The organism is Paraburkholderia sp. J63, assembly GCF_905220245.1.
GTDB lineage: Bacteria > Pseudomonadota > Gammaproteobacteria > Burkholderiales > Burkholderiaceae > Paraburkholderia.
In genome coordinates, this window is record NZ_CAJMZF010000070.1 from 1 (window position 1) to 21,029 (window position 21,029).

Sequence of the window (21,029 nt, forward strand, 5' to 3'; positions counted from 1 at the left end):
CAAGGGGAATGGTATAGGCGCATCCGTCACTTCGCACCACCAAACAAAGTGACAAGGCACCCGCACATCCGGCGGCGCTACGCGCGCCGTGGGGCATAACCGAAAACCAGGGGGACGCATGCGTGGTCGCGTGTACGGGTAGTCCCCCTGGTTTCCCCTGCAGACCCGACCGCTGCGCGCGTAGCGAGCAGCGGGATGAATGAGTCCTTTGTCACTGGGTAGTATGGTGCGAGATGGCGGACGCGCCTATACCATTCCCCTTGAACGGCTGTTTGCGGACTTCGTCACACTGGCGGTGTGGGCGGCTTTCTTTTGCCTACTTTTCTTTGCCGCTGCAAAGAAAAGTAGGTGCCGCCCCGCACAGGGGCAACGCTAGCAGACCGACACGAAAGCAAGGAAACGCGAAAAGGAAACGCGAAAACACCCCAACGCCCCAGGGCTCTCAGCGCTTCCCCCCAGCCCCCGCAATCGCCTTCGCAGTAGAAATCAGCGCCTCCGCCATCCGAATACTCGCCGCATCAATCAGCCGCCCATCGAGCGACACCGCACCCTTACCATCCCTCGCAGCCTGAGCCATCGCATCCATAATGCGCTGCGCCCGGGAAACTTCGGCATCGCTCGGCGTAAACACACGATTCGCCAATTCGATCTGCGACGGATGAATGGCCCACTTGCCTTCATAACCCAGCACGGCGGCACGCCTGGCAGCCGCATCATACCCATCGGGATCGCTGAAATCCCCGAACGGCCCGTCGATCGGCCGCAACCCATAGGCGCGGCACGCCACCATCATGCGCGTCTGCGCGGCGTGCCACTGGTCGCCCCAGAAGTAGTCGCGCTTGCCGTCGGCGTCCTTGTCGCTGAGCACGCCGTAATCGCGGTTCACGCCGCCGATCACGGTCGTGCGCGCGCGCGTGGAGGCCGCATAATCGGCCACGCCGAACGACATCGCCTCGAGCCGCCGGCTAGACTGCGCAATCGCTTCCACGTTCGCCATGCCCAACGCGGTTTCGATCAGGACTTCGAAACCAATGCGCCGCGTGCGTTTCTTCGCGGCTTCGATCTGCGTGACCAGCATGTCGATCGCGTAGACGTCGGCGGCCACGCCCACCTTCGGAATCAGGATCATGTCGAGCCGCGGGCAGGCTTCCACGATGTCCACCACGTCGCGATACATGTAGTGCGTATCGAGCCCGTTGATGCGGACCATCATCGTCTTCGCGCCCCAGTCGATGTCGTTGAGGCCTTCGATGATGTTCTTGCGCGCCTGCTCCTTGTCGTCGGGCGCGACCGCGTCTTCGCAGTCGAGAAAGATGATGTCGGCGGCCGAGCGCGCGGCCTTTTCGAACATGGCGGGGTTGGAGCCCGGCACGGCCAGCTCCGAGCGGTGCAGCCGTGGCGTGGCCGGTTCGATTGCGGTAAAGCTCATGGGTAATCTCCTCGATGGTTGGGGCGCAAGCCGCACGAAGCGGCACAAGGGCAGGCACGCGGTCTAGCCCGTCGCGCCGAATCCCGATGCGATGCAATTGATGGAGAGCAGCAGCGGCACCAGATAGCCGCGCCGTTCCTGATCGGCGCTCGCGGTGCGGTACAGGCGCAGCAATTCGATCTGCTGCCGGCTCACGAGATTGATGGCCGGGAGCCGCCGCGCGAGCCGTTCGCAGAACTGCGGGAAGCGTTCCGCAACCGCGTCGCCGTCGCTCACTTTGAGCACCATCTCCGTGGTGAGGCGATATTCGGCCTCGATCTGCGTGAAGATCGTCTCGCGCAACTGCTCGTCGGGCACGAGGCTCGCGTAGCCACGCGCGATGTCGAGATCGACCTGGGCCAGCGTCTTTTCGACTTCGTCGACGATCAGCCGGAACAGCCGCGATTCGTTGAACATCCTGCGCAGCAGATCGAGCCCGCGTTCCTGGCGCACCGCGAGAAAGGACGAGATCGCGCTGCCCACGCCATACCAGCCCGTGAGCGCGTGGCGGTTCTGCGACCACGCGAACACCCACGGAATCGCGCGCAGGTCTTCGAGGCTGCGTGCGCCGAAGCGCCGTGCCGGGCGCGAGCCCATGTTCAGCATCGAAAGTTCTTCGAGCGGGCTGGCCGCCTGAAAATACGCGATCAGCTCGGGTCGATCGACGAGCTTCACATAGGCCGCGCGCGAGGCACCCGCGAGCGCTTCCATCGCGTCGTCGAACTCGCCGCGCGGGCGCAGCTCGTCTTCGCGCTCGGACTTGAACGTATGCTCCAGCACGCTCGATGCGAGCAGTTCGACGTGATATTGCGCGGTGCCGCGGTTCGCGTACTTGTGCGAGACCACTTCGCCTTGCTCCGTCACCCGGAAGCGCCCGTTGACCGAGCCCGCGGGCAGCGCGGCGATGGCGCGGCCCGCAGGCACGCCGCCGCGGCTCACCGAGCCGCCGCGTCCGTGGAAGAACGAGATCGTGATGCCGAGTTCGCGCCCGACGCGCGCGATCTTCGTCTGCGCCTTCGAGAGCTCCCAGTTGCTCGCGAAGAACCCGCCGTCCTTGTTCGAATCGGAGTAGCCGATCATGACTTCCAGCACGCCGCCTTGTGCGCGGATGCTGCGCTTGACCATCGGCACGGCGAGCAGTTCGCGCAGGATTTCGGGCGCGCGCCGCAAATCGTCGATGGTTTCGAGCAGCGGCACGACCGGCAGCGTGCAGCTTTCCATACCGGCGGCATCGCTGAAGAGCCCCGCCTGCTTCGCGAGCAGATAGACGCCGAGCACGTCGGTCGCGTGATGCGTCATGCTCAGGATGAACGCGCCGAAGGCGTTGCGATCCACCTGTTCGCGCATCGTGCGGACCATGCGGAAGATCTGGACCGTTTCCGCCTCCACTTCGCCCAGCGACTCGGGCAGCGCACCGGTGACTTCGCCGGGGCTGAGCGGATGCGCGAGCTCCGTGAGGAGCCACGTCTTCCATGCTTCGGAGTCCAGATCGGGCGGCTCGGTGCCGGGCTTCGCGCGCGCACGCCAGAGCGCGAGCAGGGTCTTGTTGATGACCGTGGAGTTCTCGCGCAGGTCGAGCTGCACCGTGCTGAAGCGGAACGTCTCCACTTCATGGCGCAGCGGCCGCACGTACGAGCCCGCAAGCGTGTCGCTGCCGGTCGCGAGCAGCGCGAGCTCCATCGCGCGCAACTCGGCGGCCAGTTCGTCGGCGCTCGCGTAGCCGCCCGGAATGGGCGTGCCTGCGCCACGCCGCTGCGCGTCGGCGAGTGTGATGTCGAGCTTGCGCAGCATGCAGGTCAGATACTGGCGGAACACCTCGCCCGGATTGCGCGTGGCGATGGCCGCGCCGTCGCCGCTTTGCTCCAGCGCGCGCGCGAGCTCAGCGCCGAACGCCTCGGGCACGGGCAGCGCCTCGGCGGTAATGCTGAGCGTCTGCGCGAGGTCGAGAAGCTGTTGCCGGTAGCGCTTGAGGCACGCGAGCCGGTTGTCGTAGAGCGTCGCGCGCGTGACGTCGTTGTTGACGAAGGGATTGCCGTCGCGGTCGCCGCCGATCCACGAGCCGAACTGGAAGAAGCGCGGCATCTCGAAGTGCTCGCCGGGGTAGAACTGCTGGAGCGCTTCTTCGAGCCGCTCGAATAGCAGCGGCACGGCTTCGAACAGCGTCTCGCCGAAGAAGTGCAGCCCCCACGCGACTTCCTGCGCGACGGTGGGCTTCTCGCGGCGCAGCTCGCCGCTCATCCAGAGCAGTTCGATTTCGTTGCCGAGCTGCGCGACGAGCTTGCGCCGCTCGCGCGGCGTCCAGCGCGGCGACTCCAGATCCATCAGCTTGCGATAGATGCGCCGGTGGATTTCGAGCACGGTCACGCGCTTGGCCTCGGTCGGGTGCGCGGTGATGACGGGGCGGATCTTCAGATGCTGGAGCACGGCGCGGACTTCGTCGGCGGGCACGCCGGCCGAGGCCGCGTCGGCCACCACGCGCGAGAACGAGGCCGTGAGCCGCGCATAGCCGCTCTCGATTTCGATCTCGCGGCGCCGGCGCATGGCCGTGCTCTGCTCGGCCACGCTCAGCAGCTGGAACCAGATGCCCTGGGCCTGCAGGCTGCGCCGCCATACCGCGCGCGGCACGTCGGGCGGCAGCGGCTCGCCGCGCAGCGCGAGTTCGACCTGCGGCTGGCGGCGTCGCGCGACGTCACAGAGCAAGCCGAAGAGCAGGTCGACCACGCAGGGTTCGTAGGCCTGAGCATCGAGCGTGGGCAACGCCGACGAAGCGGTGGCGAGGCGGTCGAGCAGCGAGGCCGGATGAGCGGACGAAATCGACGCGCCGGACGAAGGCGTTGCAGCCGGTTGACGGCGCGGCGCCTCCACGCCGCGCGACGTCACGGTGCGGGCCTCGGCCCCCGCGGCGGGTTTGGCCTCGACGGCCTCAAGCGACGCGGCGGGCTTCATTTTGCGTCAGCGCCGCGGCGACGGTCGAGCCCAGCTCGGAGGCGCTGGGTGCAACGAAAAGCCCATGGGCGCGCATGATTTCCGCTTTCTCGGCGGCGCTGTCGCCGGCTGCCGAGATGATCGCGCCCGCGTGGCCCATGCGGCGGCCCTTCGGCGCCGTGAGGCCGGCGACGTAGCCCACCACGGGCTTGGTCATGTTCTCCTGGACCCAGCGCGCGGCCTCGGCCTCCTGCGGTCCGCCGATCTCGCCGATCATGATCACGACCTCGGTCTCGGGGTCGTTCTCGAAGAGGCGCAGATGGTCGAGGAACGAGCTGCCGTTGATCGGATCGCCGCCGATGCCCACGCTCGTGGTCACGCCGAGGCCCAGGTCGTTGAGCTGAGCCGCCGCCTCGTAGCCGAGCGTGCCCGAGCGCGAGACGATGCCGACCGAGCCGCGCCGGTAGATGTGCCCCGGCATGATGCCGAGCATCGCGCGCCCCGCGCTGATGATGCCGGCGCAGTTGGGCCCGACCAGCATCGTACGCGATTCCTTCGGATACCGAAGCAGGTAGCGCTTTACGCGCATCATGTCCTGCGCCGGAATGCCGTCGGTGATCGAGCAGACGAGCTGCAGGCCCGCGTCGGCGGCCTCCATGATGGAGTCGCCGCAGAACGGCGGCGGCACGAACACGAGGCTCGCCGTGGCGCCGGTCGCCTGCACGGCTTCCTTCACGGTATTGAATACGGGGCGGTCGAGATGGCGCTGGCCGCCCTTGCCCGGTGTCACGCCGCCCACCACGTTGGTGCCGTACGCGATCATTTCCTTCGCGTGGAAGGTCGCCTTGTCGCCGGTGAAGCCCTGCACGATCACGCGGGTGTTTTCGTCGATCAGGATGCTCATGTGTACGCTCCTATTTGCTCTTTCTGGCGCGGTGCGCCTTGGACGCCTCCACGGCCTTCTGGGCCGCTTCGAGCAAGGTGTCGGCTGCGATGATGGGCAGCCCGCTCTCGCGGATGATGCGCCGCCCCTCCTCCACGTTGGTGCCCGCGAGCCGCACGACGAGCGGCACGCGCAGGTTCTTCGCGGCCTGCACGACGCCCTCGGCCACCCAGTCGCAGCGATTGATGCCCGCGAAGATGTTCACGAGAATCGCCGAGACGTTGGCGTCGGAGAGCACGAGCCGGAAGGCCGCGGCCACGCGCTCGGGCGAGGCGCCGCCGCCCACGTCGAGGAAGTTCGCGGGCTCGCCGCCCGCGTACTTGATGGTGTCCATGGTGGCCATCGCGAGGCCGGCGCCGTTGATGATGCAGCCGATGTCGCCGTCGAGGCCCACGTAGTTCAGGCCGAACTGCGCGGCCTCCGATTCGCGCGGGTCTTCCTGCGAGGCGTCGCGCATCTCGGAGACGTGCGAGTGCCGGAACAGGCCGTTGTCGTCGAAGGTGACCTTGGCGTCGAGCGCGATCACGCGGTCGTCGGCGGTCACCACGAGCGGGTTGATCTCCACCATCGTCGCGTCGAGGTCGCGGAACGCGCGGTAGGCGCCCATGATCGCGGCCACGGCGCGGCTCACCTGCTTGATGTTCAGGCCGAGGCCGAAGGCGAGCTCGCGCGCCTGGAACGGCTGCAGGCCCACGGCCGGCTCGGCGATCACCTGGAGGATGGCCTCGGGATTCGTGTGCGCCACTTCCTCGATGTCCATGCCGCCTTGCGCGGAGACGATCACGCGTACGCGCTCGGCCTTGCGGTCGAGGACGATGCCCAGATAGATCTCGCGCTCGAACTTCTCGGCCACTTCGATATAGACGCGCTCGACGACCTTGCCTTCGGGCCCGGTCTGCGTGGTCGCGAGCCGCTTGCCGAACAGCGAGGTGGCCGCCGCGTGCACGTCGTGATAGGTCTCGCAGAGCTTGATGCCGCCGGCCTTGCCGCGCGCGCCCGAGTGGATCTGCGCCTTGACGGCCCAGTGCCAGCCGCCGAGCTCGGTGGCGCAATAGACGGCCTGGTCCGGCGTATAGGCGACAAGCCCGCGCTGGATGGGCACGCCGAAGCCGGAGAGCAGTTCTTTCGCCTGATATTCGTGGATGTCCATGATGGTGTTCCGTGCGAATGAGAAAAGCGGTTTGTGAAAGCGAACGCGGCCCGGTGCTCAGGCGACCAGGTGCTGCGGCTCGCCGCTCACGTAAGCCTCGATGTTGTCGATCAGCTGGTCGGCGAGAAACTGCATCGCGCCGTCCGAAGCCCACGCCACGTGCGGCGTGAGTATGAAATTCGGCAGATCGGGATCGAGGAGGGGATTGCCTGCCTTGGGCGGCTCGCTGGTCAGGACGTCGAAGCCCGCGCCCGCGATCAGCCCTTCGCGCAGGGCCGTCGCGAGCGATTCCTCGCAAACGAGCCCGCCGCGCGCGGTGTTGATGAGCAGCGCGCTGCGCTTCATCGTCCGCAACTGGTCGAGCGCGATCAGGTTGCGCGTTTCGGGCCGCAGCGGCGTGTGCAGCGAAACGATGTCCGACTCGCGCAGCAACTGTTCGAGCGGCATGAAGGCCACGTCGCGCGGTTTGTCCTTCGTCGACGCATGCTCGGCGAACACCACGCGCATGCCGAAGCCGCGTGCGATGGCCGCGGTGCCGCGACCGAGCGAGCCGTCGCCGACGATGCCGAGCGTCGCGCCGTGCAGATCGCGAATCGGGTGATCGAAGAAGCAGAACTGGTCCGACGCCTGCCAGCGGCCGCGCCGCACGTCGTCGCGATAGGCGAGCAGATTGCGGCGCAGCGCGAGGATCAACGCGAAGGTGTGCTCCGGCACCGTATGCGTGGCGTAGTTGCGGATGTTGGCCACAGCAATGCCGTGCGCGCGGCAGTAGGCCGTATCGATCACGTCGTAGCCCGTGGCGGCCACGGCGATCAGCGCGAGACGTGGCAGCTTCGCCAGCGTCTCGGCGCGCAGCGGCACCTTGTTGGTGATCGCGACGGTGGCGCCTTCGAGACGCTGGGCCACCTCGTGCGGCGCGCTCACGTCGTACTCCGCCCAGCAATGCTCGAAGGCGGGACGCCGCACATCGGCCTTCAACGTGGAGCGGTCGAGAAAGACGATTTCATGAAGCATGATTCGGTATCCTGCCTTTTTGGTCGAAAGCGTTGGGAGCGCGGGGGCGCCGGGCGCCTTGCGCGAAGGCGCCCGGATGTTGCTCTGCGTTGGCTCGCGGTTGACGACTCAGGCAGCGGCCACGCGGCGCAGCGGCTCGACCTGTTCCGCGTGCTGCGTCTGCTCCTCCTGCGCCTGGCGGGGGTCGTGCGTGCGCCAGTACTGCGTGGCCGCGCCGGTGCCGCTGCCGGGGCGCACGTCGATGCCCACGTCGAGCATCGCCATTTCCGCGCCCGCGATGGCGCTCGTGAGCATCAGCTCGTTGAGGTCGCCGAGGTGGCCGATGCGGAACACCTTGCCCGCGACCTTCGAGAGGCCCGCGCCGAGCGCGAGGTTGTAGCGCCGGAACGCGCGGTCGATCACGTGCGCGCCGTTGAAGCCCTGCGGCACGACGATGGCGCTGACCGTATCCGAATGCCACTTCGGCGCCTTGGCGCAGAGCTCCAGGCCCCAGCCTTCGGTGACGGCGGCGCGCACGCCTTGCGCGAGGTGATGATGGCGCGCGAACACGTTTTCGAGCCCTTCCTGGAAGATCAGGTCGAGCGCCGCGCGCAGGCCGTAGAGCAGCGACAAGGCGGGCGTGTACGGGAAGTAGCCGGTCGCGTTGGCCTTGATCATGTCGCCGAGATCGAAGTAGCAGCGCCTGGACTTCGCCTGCTCCATCGCCTTGAGCGCCTTCGGGCTCACACACAGGATGCCGAGGCCCGCGGGCAGCATGAGCCCCTTTTGCGAACCCGTGACGGCGAGATCGACGCGCCAGTCGTCCATGCGGAAATCGATGCAGCCAATCGAGCTCACGCCGTCGACGAACAGCAGCGCCGGGTGATGCGCGTTGTCCATCGCGTGGCGCAGCGCGCCGATGTCGCTCGTCACGCCGGTCGCGGTCTCGTTGTGACAGGCCAGAATGCCCTTGATCTGATGCTTCTTGTCGGCCTTGAGCACGTCCTCGATACGCTCGACGGGCACGCCTTCGCCCCAGTCGACGTCGATGATCTCGACTTCGAAGCCGAGACGCTGCGCCATGTCGGCCCACAGATGACTGAACTGCCCGAAGCGCGCCACGAGCACGCGGTCGCCGGGCGAGAGCGTGTTGGTCAGCGCGGCTTCCCAGGCGCCCGTGCCCGAGGACGGGAAGATGAACGGCTGGCCGCTCGTGGTCTTGTAGAGGCGCTTGAGGTCGCTGAGCACGCCGTTGGCGAGCTCGGGGAAGCGCGTCGAGCGGTGGTCCTCCATCGACACGACCATCGCGCGCAGCACGGCGTCGGGAATGTTGGTGGGGCCGGGGACGGCGAGAATGTTGCGACCCGGGATACGCGTTCCAGTGGTATTCGACATGTCTGCACTCCTGAGTAATGGTATGAGGAACGTATGAATCAGCCGCTCGGGCGGTGGATCAGATGGCGGGGCCGGTGGCGCTCTGCCGTGGTTCGGGCGCGTCGCCGTAGACGGGGAAGCGCGTGGTGAGGGCGTGCACGGCATCGGCCACGCGGCGGATCACGAGATCGTTGGCGGGGGCTTCGAGCACGTCGGCGATCAGATGGGAGAGCTGGTGCGCCTCGGCCTCGCCGAAGCCGCGCGTGGTCATCGCGGGCGAGCCCACGCGAATGCCGCTCGTGACGAAGGGCTTTTGCGGGTCATTCGGAATGGCGTTCTTGTTGACGGTGATGCCGGCCTTGCCGAGCGCGGCCTCGGCGTCCTTGCCCGTGATGTCCTTCGCGCGCAGATCGACGAGAAAGAGATGCGACTCCGTGCGGCCCGACACGATGCGCAGCCCGCGCTCCTGGAGCGTGCCGGCCATGGCGCGCGCGTTGATCATCACCTGGCGCTGGTACTGCTTGAACTCGTCGCTCATCGCCTCGCGGAACGCGACCGCCTTGGCCGCGATCACGTGCATGAGCGGGCCGCCCTGGATGCCGGGGAAGATCGTCGAGTTGAGTGCCTTCTCGTGCTGGGCGCCCGAAAGGATCAGGCCGCCGCGCGGGCCGCGCAGCGTCTTGTGCGTGGTCGAGGTCACGAAGTCGGCAATGCCCACCGGGCTCGGATAGAGACCCGCTGCAATCAGGCCCGCATAGTGCGCCATATCGACGAAGAGCCACGCGCCGACGCTGTCCGCAATCGCGCGAAAACGCTGCCAGTCGATCGTGAGCGCATAGGCCGAGGCGCCCGCGACGATCATGCGCGGTTTGTGCTCATGCGCGAGACGCTCGACCTGGTCGTAGTCGATTACTTCGGTATCCGGATGAAGCCCGTAAGCGACCGCGTTGAAAAGCTTGCCGCTCACGTTCACCGAGGCGCCGTGGGTCAGGTGGCCGCCGTGCGCGAGCGACATGCCGAGGATCGTGTCGCCGGGCTTGAGCACGGAGAGATAGACGGCCTGGTTGGCCTGCGAGCCCGAGTGAGGCTGCACGTTCGCATATTCGGCACCGAAGAGCTGCTTCGCGCGGTCGATGGCGAGCTGCTCGGCCACGTCCACGTGCTCGCAGCCGCCGTAATAGCGCTTGCCAGGATAGCCTTCGGCATACTTGTTGGTGAGCAGCGACCCTTGCGCCTCCATCACGGCGGCAGACGTATAGTTCTCCGATGCAATTAGCTCGATGTGGTCCTGTTGCCGCACGGATTCCGCAACGATGGCCTGACGCAATTCCGGATCGGTTGCTGCGATGGTCTGCTGGAAGCTGAACATGAGGGTCGCCTTTGTGTCGATGGTCGATGTCGGGAACGTGAGAGTGATGGTAGTGGCGCGGCCCCGAAAACACTCATTCCGCTTTCTTATCCAACCCATAACCGGGCCTGCAAGCCAATGCCGGCGGGACTTTCGCCCGCGGGAATACCCCGTCGTGGGCATTGCCGCACTGGCCCGCGCTGGTACAGTGACGGCATGGGACGGGCGCCTTTTTCAGCGGCGGCCGAATGAGCCTGGGAGGTTTTCGATCAGAAGAGGATGCGGAGGAAGCGGATGCTTAACCTGACATTGCGGCAATTGCGGGTCTTCGAGGCGGCGGCGCGTCACCTGAGTTTCTCGCGCGCGGCCGAAGAGCTGCATCTGACGCAGCCGGGCGTGTCCGCGCAACTCAAGCATCTCGAAGAAAGCATCGGCATGAAGGTGTTCGAGCAGATTGGACGGCGCATCTTTCTCACCGAGGCGGGCCGCGAAGTCTATGGCCATACGCGCTCGATCCAGGAGCAGCTCTCTGTGCTCGAAGAGTCGCTCGACCAGTTGCGCGACACCACGCAGGGCAAGATTCGCGTTTCCGCCGTGACGGGCACCGCGGGCCATCTCTCGCTCGCGTGCATTTCACGCTATACGAAGGCGTTTCCCGGCGTGCGCGTGCGCCTGAAGTTTGGCAACCGCGAGAGCGTGCTGGGCGCGCTGGCCGGCAACGAGGCCGATCTGGCGATCATGGGGCAGCCGCCCGAAGGGCAGGGGCTCGTGGCGCAGCCGTTCATGAAGAACCCATTGGTGGCGATCGCGCCGCCCGATCATCCACTCGCGCGGCAGCGCACGATTCCGCTTGCGGCGCTAGAGGACGAGGTGTTCGTGGTGCGCGAGCCCGGCTCAGGCACGCGGCGCGCGATGGAGCGCTTTTTTGCCGAGCATCGTGTGCGCTTTCGGCCGGGGCTTGAGGTCAGCAGCAACGAGGCCGTGAAGTGCTGCGTTCATGTGGGCATGGGGCTCGCGGTCGTGCCGTTGCAGACGGTGCTGCCGGAACTGGAGACGCTGCGGCTGAAAGTGCTGGACGTGGAGCGTTTTCCTATCGTGCGGTATCTGTATATCGTGCATCGCGAGAACAAGCATTTGTCCGCGGCCGTGGAGGCGTTCAAGCGGACGCTGCTGGGGGAGGCGCAGAAGGTGATGGATGAGGTGTAGCGAGGTATGGCGTGAGGCGTGAGGACGGCGCGCGCTACGCACCGAACCCGGGCCTCCCGCGCTCACCCCGCAACCAACAACTCCCCCCTCCCATCCACGGAAATATCGCCGGCGAGCCGTCGCGGCGTCCGCCGCACCAGCTCACCGAACGCCCCCCCTTCGCGCGCAAGACTGCGCGCGACGAGGCGCCAAAAGACGCTCACCTCGGCGCGAATCTCAACAAAGCGATCCGTCTCCGGCAAATGCCGCATACCAGGCAGAATCAGCGACCCGCGCCGCATTCCATAAGCGAGATGCTCGCCCACATTCCCCGCTATGCCAATCGTGCCCGCCACCATGCGCGAGGCCGCAAACGCGCCCGCATCGCCGAACACGAGCGCCGTGCCGCGTCGCATGCGGTCGCCCAGGCGCTCGCCCGCGTGGCCGCGCACGATGAGCGTGCCGCCGCGCATGCCGTCCATGCTGCCCGGCAGCGCCGCCGCCGCGAAATCGCCGCTATGGCCGCCGATCTCGATGCGCCCGCCCGCCATCTCGCAGGCCACGAAATCGCCGCAATTGCCGCTCACGGTGAGCGTGCCGGCGCTCATCTGCACGCCCGCGAGATCGCCCACGCTACCGTCCACGACGATCGACCCGCCATCCATCGCACAGCCGATGCGATCGAAGCGCTGCAAGTCGCCTTCGAACGCGATGGAGGGTTCGGCCTCGGGCGTCGCGTGCATATGCACATCGAAGAGGTCCGCGAGCGCAATGCGCTCGGTGCCGTGCCAGAGCGGCAGGCGCGCGACTTCGCTCTCGCTCAGGGGCGCGAGCGTGGCGGGCAGCAGCGTGCGCGCGTCGATGCGCAATGCGGGCGCCGCTTTCACACGCAGCGTGATGCGCTTCATGGGGTCTCTCCGTGGCCGCACAGACGATGCAGATGAAAATGGAACGGGCCGAGTTTGCCGCCGTAGTTCCCCGCGCTGATGCGCGTGACGCCGGCTTGCGCGCCGCGCGCAGTCACGGCCTCGATGCCGGTGCGCATCGCGTTCGCGACATCGGCTTCGCTGAGTCCGTCGACGACGATCTCCAGCACGCAGCGCGTCTCGTCGGTCAGCTCGGTGCGCGGCGCGAGACCCGCGAGCGTGGGGCAAAACGCATCGTTGGTCGAGGCGGGCAGCGCGGCGTATTTCGAGCCGACCTTCGAGCCCGAGCGCACCACACCGCCTGGAAACGGCATGATGGCGCCGGGCACGCGCCGCATCGCCTCGACGGCCGCTTCGGCGCCCGCGAGCGCGGCGTCGGGGTCGCGCGCGAGCAGCAGCAGGTTGCCGCCGCCCACGCCCTTGATCACGCAAGTGGTTTCCTGCGCAACGAATTCGCCGTCCATGACCGGCACGCGCCAGTAGCGCACGCCGTCGATCATCTTCGCGATCTGCCAGCCGTCGCCGAAGAAGCGCAGGTTCTTGCCGAGCGCGATGGCCTCGCCCTCGGTAATCCCCGCATAGACGGCCGTGGTCGGGCAGGTGAGCACGCACTGGCCCACGCGGCGCTCGACCTGCTTGGCCAGCTCCTTGCCCGACATCGAGAAGAGCAGGATCGCGATGCCCGGCCTGCCGTCGGGCGATGCGTCCGGTTCGATCTCGCGTTCGATGGCGGCCTCGCAGCCGCACGCGATCACCGAGGTCGCGAAGCCGGTCGCCGCTATGGCCGCGTGGCGCGCCCAGGTGGCGTTGCGCGCGGTGATCACGAGCCGGGTGGCCTTCATCGGGAAGGCTTCGGCGAAGGTGTCGTCGATGGTCACGCCGTTGATCGTGAGCGGCGCTGGCTCCGTGGTGCTCGCGATGGCGCTCATGACGGCTCTTCTCCGGTGTTGTTGCCGCTACAGGCCGCGGGCAGTAGTCGCCCGGCGTTGCAGCACGAGCAGAGCTCGTCGCGGCCGATGGCGGCGTGGCGGAAGTTGTACGCGAGATGGCGTTCGCCGTATTCGTCGAGCGTGCGCTCGATCGAACGGTCGAACTCGGGCTCGACGAAGTGCGTGCCGCCCACGGGCGTCGCCACGATGCGGCCCTGGCGCGCGACCAGCTCGCCGTCCTTGAACACATATTCCGGTGTGCTGAACATCGCCTCGCGGTTGGTGTCGTCGCGATAGACGGCGATGTCGGCGGCGGCGCCCGCGCTCAGGCGGCCGCGGTCGCGCAGCCCGAGCAGGCGCGCGGGCGCGGCGCGCGTGAGAATCGCGATCTCCTCGAAGCTCAGCTCGCGCGTCATGCTCGCAAGCGCCGATTGCTGCGCGACCTCGGGATGCAGCTTCGCCAGCTGCTCGTCGCGGAACGATTTGTCCATCAGAAGCCGGATCAGGTGAGGGTAGCTCGTGAACGGGCCGCCGTTCGGGTGATCGGTGGTCAGCGTGATCTGCCACGGATTCTTGACCATCAGGAACAGCTCGAGGCCGATGGTCCATTGCAGCGCATTTACGTAGCTTTGCTCACGATAGCGGAACGGCACCACGCCGCAGCCCGCATCGCATTCGATGTCGCCGGCGATCCATTTGCGCGGTGAGGCGAAGTCGGCCTGCTTGACCTGTTTCATGATGTCGCCGGACGCCGTGACGGTCTGTCCGAACATGATCTGGCCGACGTCGATCGAGATGTTCGGATGCGCGTTCACTGCTTCGGCAATGCGCTCGGCCGCCGATGAGAACTTGCGCGGACCTTCAGTGCCGTAGCTATGGAACTGGATGTGCGTGAGATGGCCGGGCAGGCCTTCGAGCGCGTCGATGGTCGCGAGCGTGGAATCGACATTGCCGGGCACGCCCAGATTGCTCGCATGAATATGCAGCGGATGCGGGACCTTGAGCTCGGTGAGCGCGCGCGCGAGCGTGTGCAGCATCTGGCGCGGCGTGATCGCGTAGTGCGCGTGCGTCTCGTCCACGTTCAGGCTGCGCTGGTTGAACTTGAACGCCGAAATCCCGCCGGGGTTCACGACCTTCACGCCCAGCGCCTTCGTGGCGTTGATGGACCAGCCGACGTAATCGCGCAGGCGCTCGAACTCCTCGCCTTTCGCGAGCATGCTCAGGAACAGCTCGTCGTTGCCGAGCATCACATAGGCGCCGTGATCGATGATCGGTGTGTCGCCCATCTCCAGATGCGTGTGGCGCGCGTTCGAGGCGATCATCGCGGGCTCGAACGCCGCCGTGTAGCCCATCTCGGCGTAGCGGTAGCCCGTTGCGAGCGTGCCCGGCGTGCAGACGCCGCACGAGGCCAGCTCCAGCGCGTTTTCGGCTTCCTCGCGCTGCATGCGAATACGGTGGTCCTCGGGCATCAGCATGCGGGCGAGGTTCACCTTGCCGCCGCCGATGTGCGAATGCATGTCGATGCCGCCCGCCATCACGGTCATGCCGGTGACGTCGTATTCGCGGTCGACGGACTCCTCGGCGCCTAGTTCGACGATGCGGCCGTCGCGCACGCCGATGTCGGCGATAGTCCCATCGATGCGGCTTGCCGGATCGAACACGCGAGCGCCGCGCAGACGAAACGTGCTCATGCGGCGTTCTCCTTGTGCGATGCGAGCTTCGCGCCCAGCTGTGCCGCGAAAGCGGCCACGGTGGGCAGCGTGTCTTCGTAGACCGGCGTGAGCGGCAGCACGACGCCGCCATCGGCGCGAAACAGATGGCCCGGCGAGCCGATGCCCGGCGTGGAGACGGGCACGAACACGGTCGGCCCTTCACGGTCCGCGCAGATTGCGGCGAGGCCCGGATGGCCGAGCACGATCGTCGGCAGGGTCGTGTGCGGCGGCGGCAAATCTGCGCCGAAGCTCGAGACCCAGAGCAGCGCATCGACTCCATGGTCCGCGAGCAGGCGCGCTGTGTCGTAGCGCTGCGGCGCGTGCTCGAGTCCGCTGCGGTGCACGCCGGTGCGCAGCGGCAAGCCCGAGAGCCAGGTGAGCGTCTGGTTCACGCTCGCGCCGCCATCGTCGCCGCCGAGCGCGAGGCCGCCTGCGCGCCGCGCGCGGTTGAGCGCCTTCAGCAGGCGGTCGAATCCCTCGACGAGCAGTGTCGCATGGGCGCCCGGCAGATCGGAAGGAATCCATACTATTGCCGTGTAGGTCGCCGCGAGCATGCGCACCACGAGCGCGGCCAGTGCGGGATCGGCGCCCGCTCGCAGGGATTTGCCGGCGAGCAGCGCGTTGAGCGTGGCTATCGTGTCGTAGAGGTCGTTTCGCAAGGGGATCGCGAGCGTCTCGACGCCGGGTCGGTCCGCGAGTGCGCGATCGGCGTCGGCATCGCAGCCGAGAAAGACGACCGTGCGTTGCGCTGGCCCAACTTCATCGGCATTGCCTGGCTCGCTGCCCACCGCGCAGCGCGCGAAGAACTCCGGATACCGCGCCGAGGGCGAAGCGCCGATGCAGACGATCAGATCGGCGCGATTGCGGATTTCGGCGAGGGTCGTCGTGAAGGCGCCGCGGTCCTGCATGGCTGTCAAGCCGTGCGTCAGCGCGCGGCCATGCGCGTGATCGAAGATCGCGCCGCACGCGTTGGCGACGCGATAGAACGCGCGCGCGCCGGCCACGTCGGTGGCCATGCCGCCGAAGAGCGGCTGGCGCGCGCGGGCGAGCCACTGCGCGGCGGTGTCGAGCGCGGTTTGCGCGTCGACCGGTTGGCCGTTCACGGCGGGCTTCGCCGGGGACGGCGCGGCGCCGAACTGGGCGAGCGCGCGCGCGGCGCGCGGGCAGCGCGTGCCCACCGGCGTCAGCGTCTCGGCTTGGGCGACGCCGAAGCGGTCGCACAGCAGCGCGCAGAACGGGCAGGTCCAGGGGGGAGTGTGAAGAGTCGCGTCCATGCCTGCCGATCTGCAAGGGCTATGCCATGCGCGATGCGGGGGCGGCGCGTGCGGGATTTAAGAAGGCGCCCTTGACGCGCTTCGCAGATGGATTCGGGCGCGTTCGCAAGCGGACAGGTGGCTCTATCCGCGCGATGAGCAAGCAACGGCGCGTGCCGTGCGCGGCACACAATGCGTACGACGATTGGCGCGTGCGTCACAGACTGTCACGCCTGGATCGCGCTTGCGCGATGGTCCGCCGTGGTCGATCGGCGGGTGATTCATCGTCGTTTCAATGGTCGGTTCGATTACCGATGCCGCGCTAGTTAAAGCACTAAGTAAAGCGTTGAAGACTGCGCCAACGACCGCACTATCGCCTGTGCGCATGAGCCGCGCGACACCAACGCGACCACCCGCGCCCGGCATTGGCATGAAACGTGATTGTCGCGACGGGGCCGGTGCTATGCGCGAGTCGCGCGTTCCACTCAGGAGGCAGCGGGAATGCGCCGCTCGTGCAGCGCGGAGGCCACGAGCCACGCCGTCGCGCCCGAGGCGGCCGCTGCTTGCAGATCGTCGGCGTTACGAATGCCGCCCGCGCCGATGATCTGCCGCTGTCCCGCGCGTTCGCGGACCTCGGCAATGGTGTCGAGCGCCGGGCCGTCGAACGAGCCCACGCGTTCGAGCGTCATCACGATGAGGCGCTCGGGCCAGTGCGATACGTCGGTCCAGCAATGCGGGTCGCCGAGCGGCGTGTCGTGACGGCGGTCGAGCGAGAGCAGCGCATCGGCGGGCAGATGCGCCATCGCGCCAGGATGCAGCGATTCGCTGCCGAAGACGGGCGTGATGAGGGCACGGCGGATGCCATCGTGGGCAGCACGGCCTTCGCGCAACGGCGCAAGCAATGCGCCGGCCGCGTGAGGATCGGCAAAGCCCGCATCGAGCCACAGCTCGACGCCGGGCAGCGCGCCCGCGAGTCGGGCGAGCAGGTCGCGTTGCGGCGCGCCGTGCATGATGCCGTCGAGATCGGCGACATAGAGCACGGCGGCGTGGCAGTAGTCGAGCAGGGCGCGCGCGGCGTCCACGGGATCGCTGCCGCGGCAGAGCTGTGATTCGAGCGGACGATAGCGGCTGCGTTCGCCGCGCACGGCACGCACCGCGGTGCCGCCGAGCACGTCGATAACGGGAATGATTTGCATGGGGAGCGAGCGATGACGAAGGTGCTGGTCTACGAATATATCAGTGCTGGCGGCGATGCGGCAGCGGCTGCCAGGCCCGAAATGCTCGCGATGGGGCGCGCGATGCGCGATCCGGTGGCAGGCGACCTCGCGCGCATTGCGGGCGTCGAGGTGACGTGCGTGTGCGCCGCCGGCGATACCGCCGCCGCGCCGCGCGCGCCGTCGCTGACATGGCGCGTGCCGCCGCGAGGGCACGACGCTGTGGCGTTCGTGGCCGAGGAGGCGCAGCGCCACGACGCGGTCTGGGTCATCGCGCCCGAGACCGGCGGCGTGCTGGCCGCGCTGTGCGGCGCGGTGGACGCGTCGCGCTGGATCGGCTGCGACGCCGCCGCGCTGCAGGTCGCGGGCAGCAAGCGCAGGACGGCGCGGCATCTCGCGCAGGCCGGCATCGCGACCACGCGCGCATGGTCCGCCGACGCGCCGCTGCAAGCGGATGCGAGCGCCTGGGTCGTGAAGCCCGACGACGGCGCGGGCGCGATCGACACTCATGTCTACGACGATTTTCGCGTGGCCGAGTCCGCGTTCCTCGCGCGACTCGGCGCGCAGGAACCCGTGACCTTCGAGGAATGGGTGGAGGGCGACGCGCTGAGTCTCTCGCTGCTGTGCACGCGGGGGCGCGCGGAGCTATTGAGCGTCAACTGGCAGCACGTGAACGTCACGCACGGGCGCCTGGCCTACGAGGGCGTCACGGTGGGCGCAATCGCGCTCGACAGCCTCGTGGGCCGCGCCTGTTCGGAACTGGCCCAGCGTGTCGCGCGGGCGTTGCCGGGCCTCGCGGGCTTCGTCGGCATCGACGTGGTCTGGCATCGCGAGCGCGGACCCGTGGTCATCGAAATCAATCCGCGCGTGACCTGCGCCTATGCGGGGCTCGCGGCGCGGCTCGACACGAATCTCGCGGCGCGCGTGCTTGTGGCGCACCGCGAAGTCCAGCACGAGGCATACGAAACAGCGCATGACGGCGCACATGACAGCACACACGACGCAGCGCATGACGGCGGCGAACGGATCTGCCATGTCGCATGACCTCGTGATCGGCTGGGACATTGGGGGCGCGCACGTCAAGGCGGCGCGCGTGGAGCAGGGCCGCGTGCTCGATGTTGCGCAGTGGCCTTGTCCGCTCTGGCAGGGCCTCGCGCAACTGGACGCGGTGCTCGCGCAGGCCGCCGCGCGCTGGCCCGACTACCGCGAGGCCGTGCACGCGGTGACGATGACGGGCGAGATGGCCGACCTCTTCGAGCATCGCGAGGCCGGCGTGGCCGCGCTTGCGCAGCGGCTGGCCGCGCGCCTGGGCGAGCACGTGGCGTTTTATGCGGGCGAGGGGCTTTGGTGCGCGCTGGACGAAGTGGCGACGCACTGGGCGCGCATCGCCTCGGCCAACTGGCTCGCTACGGCGCAAGTGATCGCGAGACGCCTGCCCGATGCGGTGCTGGTCGACATCGGCAGCACGACGACCGACCTGATCCCCGTGCGCGGCGGCCGCGTCGCTGCGCAAGGCGCCGACGACGCCGCGCGCCTGCGCACGGGTGAGCTCGTTTATCAGGGCGTCGTGCGCACGCCGCTGTGCGCGCTCGCGCAGCGCATCGGCTTTCGCGGCGAGACCTGGAACGTGATGAACGAGCACTTCGCGACCACGGCCGACGTGTACCGTCTCACCGGCGAGCTCGCGCCCACGCACGATCAGCACCCGGCCGCCGATGGCGGGAGCAAGGACGCCGCGGGCACGCACCGGCGCCTCGCGCGCATGATCGGCCACGATGCGCGAGATGCATCGGAGAACGAATGGATTGCGTTTGCCTGCCAGTGGCGCGATTTGCAGCTCGCGTATCTGGCCGCGAATCTCACGCGCGTGCTGGGGCGAGTCGCGCCGACGCGCGGTGGCGCCGTGCTGGTAGCGGCGGGCTGCGGCGCGTTTCTGGCCGAAGCGCTCGCGCGCTCGTGCGGATATGAGACCGTGCGCTTTGCCACGCTCGTCGAGGCGCACGGCGGCGCGGCCGGATGGGCGCAGGTCTGCGCGCCCAGCGCGGCGGTTGCGCTGCTGTTCGCGGAGACCGCCGATGCGGCGCTTGCCTGACGCGGCGCAATGGACGATGCCGTTGAGGGAGCGCCTATGTGGGTGGTGAAGATCGGCGGGAGCCTGAGCCGCGACCCGTTACTGCAAACGTGGCTGCACGAGTTGAACGAACTGGGCGGCGGTCGCGTGGTGATCGTGCCGGGCGGCGGCGGCTTCGCGGATCAGGTGCGCGAGCATCAGGCGATCTGGCGTTTCGACGATCTTGCCGCGCACAATATGGCGGTGCTCGCGATGGCGCAGCATGCGCTGATGATGCAGGGGTTGTGTCGACGGCTCGTGGTTGCGGCGACCGAGTCGCAGATTCGGCATGCGCTTCATGAAGGTCGGGCTGCTGTCTGGGCGCCGTTTGGGTTGTTGCGGCAGGAGGCCGATACGCTCACGAGTTGGGATGTGACTTCGGATTCGCTGGCGGCCTGGCTTGCTAATCGGCTTAATGCGGAGCGTTTGCTGATCGTTAAGTCGTGTGAGATTGATTCGGCGTGCGACGTCGAGCAATTTACGGCAAATGGCGTGCTCGACAAGCGCTTTGCCGAGCTTACGCGCGACGCTTCTTATCCGTTGGATATCCTGAACAAAAGAGATTGGCCGCGCGTTCGCGAACGGCTGCTGCATGCGGCCGCGTCTTGAGGGGATTCTGAAAAAACACCGCTTATACCAGTAACCCTTTCGTCCGAAGGCGGGTTCGGATATTCAATGCGTATATTTTTGTGGGCGGAGACCGGTGTTTATCATATCAGTGGGTGGCGGGGATATGCATATAGTCTGATTCATCTTTATTTTTCCAGCCTTATTGATCATGCTGAAAATTCTGGCTTGAACCCTTCGAAACCTTCCGCGTATCTCGTCTAATCTGCCGAACAAGAAAGTTGCCAGTACAACAGGTTATTGACGGCAAAGAATACGTTGGGCTGCGTGCCGGCTTGCAGATCGACGAGCGTGCGGCGGTGCCCTCGGCAAGCTGGACCGATCCTGTCGACCATGCGGCGGCCACCTACAACGCCAAGTCGAAAATCACGCTCAACAGCGGCGGCGCCTCGGTGGTCATCGAGAACGGCAACATCACGTTTCATTGTCCCGGCGCATACGCCATCAGGGCCGCCTCGTTTATCTTCGTTGGACCCGATAATGTGCCAACGCCGCTGCCGTCCCTGCCGAAGGCCAGCCTGAAAATCTCCGACCAGTAGTCGTCGTCCCACTGAAGCCATCATCATCAGCCCTCCCTTTCTGCCTCAATCGGGCCTGACTTCGAGCGATGCATCGAAGCCCGATCCCATGATGGACGTCGTCGATCAGTTCGAGATCGGCCATCACGGCGTTTATCCGGTTACGTTCGACCGGCGTTTTCACTGCGGCATGCATCTGAACCCTGGTGAGCAGCACGAACCGGTGCGGGCGATCGCCGATGGCGATGTCGTCGCGTACCGGGTCAGCAAGAACGCGATATCCGATGGCGCGAAGGACGTCCAGGGGCAACCCCTGCTGAACTCGAATACGGGCTTTGTCCTGCTCAGGCACAC

The 21,029-nt window shown here is 67.2% G+C and carries 17 protein-coding genes and 1 pseudogene; 6 read left to right on the plus strand and 12 right to left on the minus strand.

Features of this window, described 5'->3' with window-relative positions:
• Positions 1–442: 442 nt before the first annotated feature.
• From U5775_RS36790 to glyA, 7 genes are all read right to left on the minus strand, one after another.
• On the minus strand, positions 443–1,429 hold the full coding sequence (locus tag U5775_RS36790; protein ID WP_322063052.1) for a CoA ester lyase: 987 nt from the start codon (positions 1,427–1,429) through the stop codon (positions 443–445).
• Positions 1,430–1,492: 63 nt separating this feature from the next.
• Complete coding sequence (locus U5775_RS36795; RefSeq protein WP_322063053.1) at positions 1,493–4,414, minus strand: phosphoenolpyruvate carboxylase; 2,922 nt, start codon at positions 4,412–4,414, stop codon at positions 1,493–1,495.
• Complete coding sequence (gene sucD / locus U5775_RS36800; RefSeq protein ID WP_322063054.1) at positions 4,392–5,297, minus strand: succinate--CoA ligase subunit alpha; 906 nt, start codon at positions 5,295–5,297, stop codon at positions 4,392–4,394. Before sucD ends, U5775_RS36795 begins: the two co-directional genes overlap by 23 nt.
• A gap of 10 nt (positions 5,298–5,307) precedes the next feature.
• On the minus strand, positions 5,308–6,486 hold the full coding sequence (locus U5775_RS36805; protein WP_322063055.1) for a malate--CoA ligase subunit beta: 1,179 nt from the start codon (positions 6,484–6,486) through the stop codon (positions 5,308–5,310).
• Positions 6,487–6,543: 57 nt separating this feature from the next.
• The gene (locus U5775_RS36810; RefSeq protein WP_322063056.1) at positions 6,544–7,500 is read right to left on the minus strand and encodes a D-2-hydroxyacid dehydrogenase; all 957 of its coding nucleotides are present in this window, start codon (positions 7,498–7,500) and stop codon (positions 6,544–6,546) included.
• A 108-nt stretch (positions 7,501–7,608) separates the two neighbouring features.
• Positions 7,609–8,874 carry an aminotransferase class V-fold PLP-dependent enzyme gene (locus U5775_RS36815; RefSeq protein WP_322063057.1) on the minus strand — a complete coding sequence of 422 codons (1,266 nt, stop codon included), beginning with the start codon at positions 8,872–8,874 and terminating at the stop codon, positions 7,609–7,611.
• A 58-nt stretch (positions 8,875–8,932) separates the two neighbouring features.
• Entirely contained in the window at positions 8,933–10,222 is a 1,290-nt protein-coding gene (gene glyA, locus U5775_RS36820) for a serine hydroxymethyltransferase (protein ID WP_322063058.1), read from the minus strand.
• Between the two features lie 273 nt (positions 10,223–10,495).
• On the opposite strand from glyA, the gene U5775_RS36825 reads away from it, so the two are divergent.
• Complete coding sequence (locus U5775_RS36825) at positions 10,496–11,407, plus strand: LysR family transcriptional regulator (protein ID WP_322063059.1); 912 nt, start codon at positions 10,496–10,498, stop codon at positions 11,405–11,407.
• 62 nt (positions 11,408–11,469) lie between these two features.
• Here the strand turns inward: U5775_RS36825 and U5775_RS36830 are convergent, their stop codons facing one another.
• The 5 genes from U5775_RS36830 to U5775_RS36850 all read right to left on the minus strand — a co-directional run bounded on the left by U5775_RS36830 (position 11,470) and on the right by U5775_RS36850 (position 17,402).
• On the minus strand, positions 11,470–12,294 hold the full coding sequence (locus U5775_RS36830) for a formylmethanofuran dehydrogenase subunit C (protein ID WP_322063060.1): 825 nt from the start codon (positions 12,292–12,294) through the stop codon (positions 11,470–11,472).
• Positions 12,291–13,241: a formylmethanofuran--tetrahydromethanopterin N-formyltransferase gene (gene fhcD, locus U5775_RS36835; protein WP_322063061.1), complete on the minus strand. Its 951-nt coding sequence runs from the start codon at positions 13,239–13,241 to the stop codon at positions 12,291–12,293. The genes U5775_RS36830 and fhcD overlap by 4 nt, the downstream gene beginning before the upstream one ends.
• Positions 13,238–14,932 carry a formylmethanofuran dehydrogenase subunit A gene (locus tag U5775_RS36840; protein ID WP_322063062.1) on the minus strand — a complete coding sequence of 565 codons (1,695 nt, stop codon included), beginning with the start codon at positions 14,930–14,932 and terminating at the stop codon, positions 13,238–13,240. Before U5775_RS36840 ends, fhcD begins: the two co-directional genes overlap by 4 nt.
• The gene (locus tag U5775_RS36845; protein WP_322063063.1) at positions 14,929–16,227 is read right to left on the minus strand and encodes a formylmethanofuran dehydrogenase; all 1,299 of its coding nucleotides are present in this window, start codon (positions 16,225–16,227) and stop codon (positions 14,929–14,931) included. The genes U5775_RS36840 and U5775_RS36845 overlap by 4 nt, the downstream gene beginning before the upstream one ends.
• A gap of 464 nt (positions 16,228–16,691) precedes the next feature.
• Positions 16,692–17,402 (minus strand): HisA/HisF-related TIM barrel protein, encoded by a 711-nt coding sequence (locus U5775_RS36850; RefSeq protein ID WP_322063064.1) that lies wholly within the window; start codon positions 17,400–17,402, stop codon positions 16,692–16,694.
• A 12-nt stretch (positions 17,403–17,414) separates the two neighbouring features.
• Between U5775_RS36850 and U5775_RS36855 the strand changes: the two genes are divergently transcribed.
• The 5 genes and pseudogenes from U5775_RS36855 to U5775_RS36875 form a co-directional block, all read left to right on the plus strand.
• Positions 17,415–18,464 (plus strand): ATP-grasp domain-containing protein, encoded by a 1,050-nt coding sequence (locus tag U5775_RS36855; protein ID WP_322063065.1) that lies wholly within the window; start codon positions 17,415–17,417, stop codon positions 18,462–18,464.
• Positions 18,454–19,512, plus strand: a complete 1,059-nt coding sequence (locus U5775_RS36860; protein WP_322063066.1) for a hydantoinase/oxoprolinase family protein — start codon at positions 18,454–18,456, stop codon at positions 19,510–19,512. The genes U5775_RS36855 and U5775_RS36860 overlap by 11 nt, the downstream gene beginning before the upstream one ends.
• A gap of 36 nt (positions 19,513–19,548) precedes the next feature.
• Positions 19,549–20,139 (plus strand): aspartate kinase, encoded by a 591-nt coding sequence (locus U5775_RS36865; protein WP_322063067.1) that lies wholly within the window; start codon positions 19,549–19,551, stop codon positions 20,137–20,139.
• A 239-nt stretch (positions 20,140–20,378) separates the two neighbouring features.
• Entirely contained in the window at positions 20,379–20,696 is a 318-nt protein-coding gene (locus U5775_RS36870; protein ID WP_322063068.1) for a DUF2345 domain-containing protein, read from the plus strand.
• A 19-nt stretch (positions 20,697–20,715) separates the two neighbouring features.
• A pseudogene (locus tag U5775_RS36875) lies at positions 20,716–21,029 on the plus strand (hypothetical protein); the annotation flags it as partial.

Bases quoted from the DNA above. Each gene is read 5' to 3' on its own strand.
- U5775_RS36790 (WP_322063052.1), bottom strand. From the start codon at position 1,429: ATGAGCTTTACCGCAATCGAACCGGCCACGCCACGGCTGCACCGCTCG.
- U5775_RS36795 (WP_322063053.1), bottom strand. From the start codon at position 4,414: ATGAAGCCCGCCGCGTCGCTTGAGGCCGTCGAGGCCAAACCCGCCGCG.
- sucD (WP_322063054.1), bottom strand. From the start codon at position 5,297: ATGAGCATCCTGATCGACGAAAACACCCGCGTGATCGTGCAGGGCTTC.
- U5775_RS36805 (WP_322063055.1), bottom strand. From the start codon at position 6,486: ATGGACATCCACGAATATCAGGCGAAAGAACTGCTCTCCGGCTTCGGC.
- U5775_RS36810 (WP_322063056.1), bottom strand. From the start codon at position 7,500: ATGCTTCATGAAATCGTCTTTCTCGACCGCTCCACGTTGAAGGCCGAT.
- U5775_RS36815 (WP_322063057.1), bottom strand. From the start codon at position 8,874: ATGTCGAATACCACTGGAACGCGTATCCCGGGTCGCAACATTCTCGCC.
- glyA (WP_322063058.1), bottom strand. From the start codon at position 10,222: ATGTTCAGCTTCCAGCAGACCATCGCAGCAACCGATCCGGAATTGCGT.
- U5775_RS36825 (WP_322063059.1), top strand. From the start codon at position 10,496: ATGCTTAACCTGACATTGCGGCAATTGCGGGTCTTCGAGGCGGCGGCG.
- U5775_RS36830 (WP_322063060.1), bottom strand. From the start codon at position 12,294: ATGAAGCGCATCACGCTGCGTGTGAAAGCGGCGCCCGCATTGCGCATC.
- fhcD (WP_322063061.1), bottom strand. From the start codon at position 13,241: ATGAGCGCCATCGCGAGCACCACGGAGCCAGCGCCGCTCACGATCAAC.
- U5775_RS36840 (WP_322063062.1), bottom strand. From the start codon at position 14,932: ATGAGCACGTTTCGTCTGCGCGGCGCTCGCGTGTTCGATCCGGCAAGC.
- U5775_RS36845 (WP_322063063.1), bottom strand. From the start codon at position 16,227: ATGGACGCGACTCTTCACACTCCCCCCTGGACCTGCCCGTTCTGCGCG.
- U5775_RS36850 (WP_322063064.1), bottom strand. From the start codon at position 17,402: ATGCAAATCATTCCCGTTATCGACGTGCTCGGCGGCACCGCGGTGCGT.
- U5775_RS36855 (WP_322063065.1), top strand. From the start codon at position 17,415: ATGACGAAGGTGCTGGTCTACGAATATATCAGTGCTGGCGGCGATGCG.
- U5775_RS36860 (WP_322063066.1), top strand. From the start codon at position 18,454: ATGTCGCATGACCTCGTGATCGGCTGGGACATTGGGGGCGCGCACGTC.
- U5775_RS36865 (WP_322063067.1), top strand. From the start codon at position 19,549: ATGTGGGTGGTGAAGATCGGCGGGAGCCTGAGCCGCGACCCGTTACTG.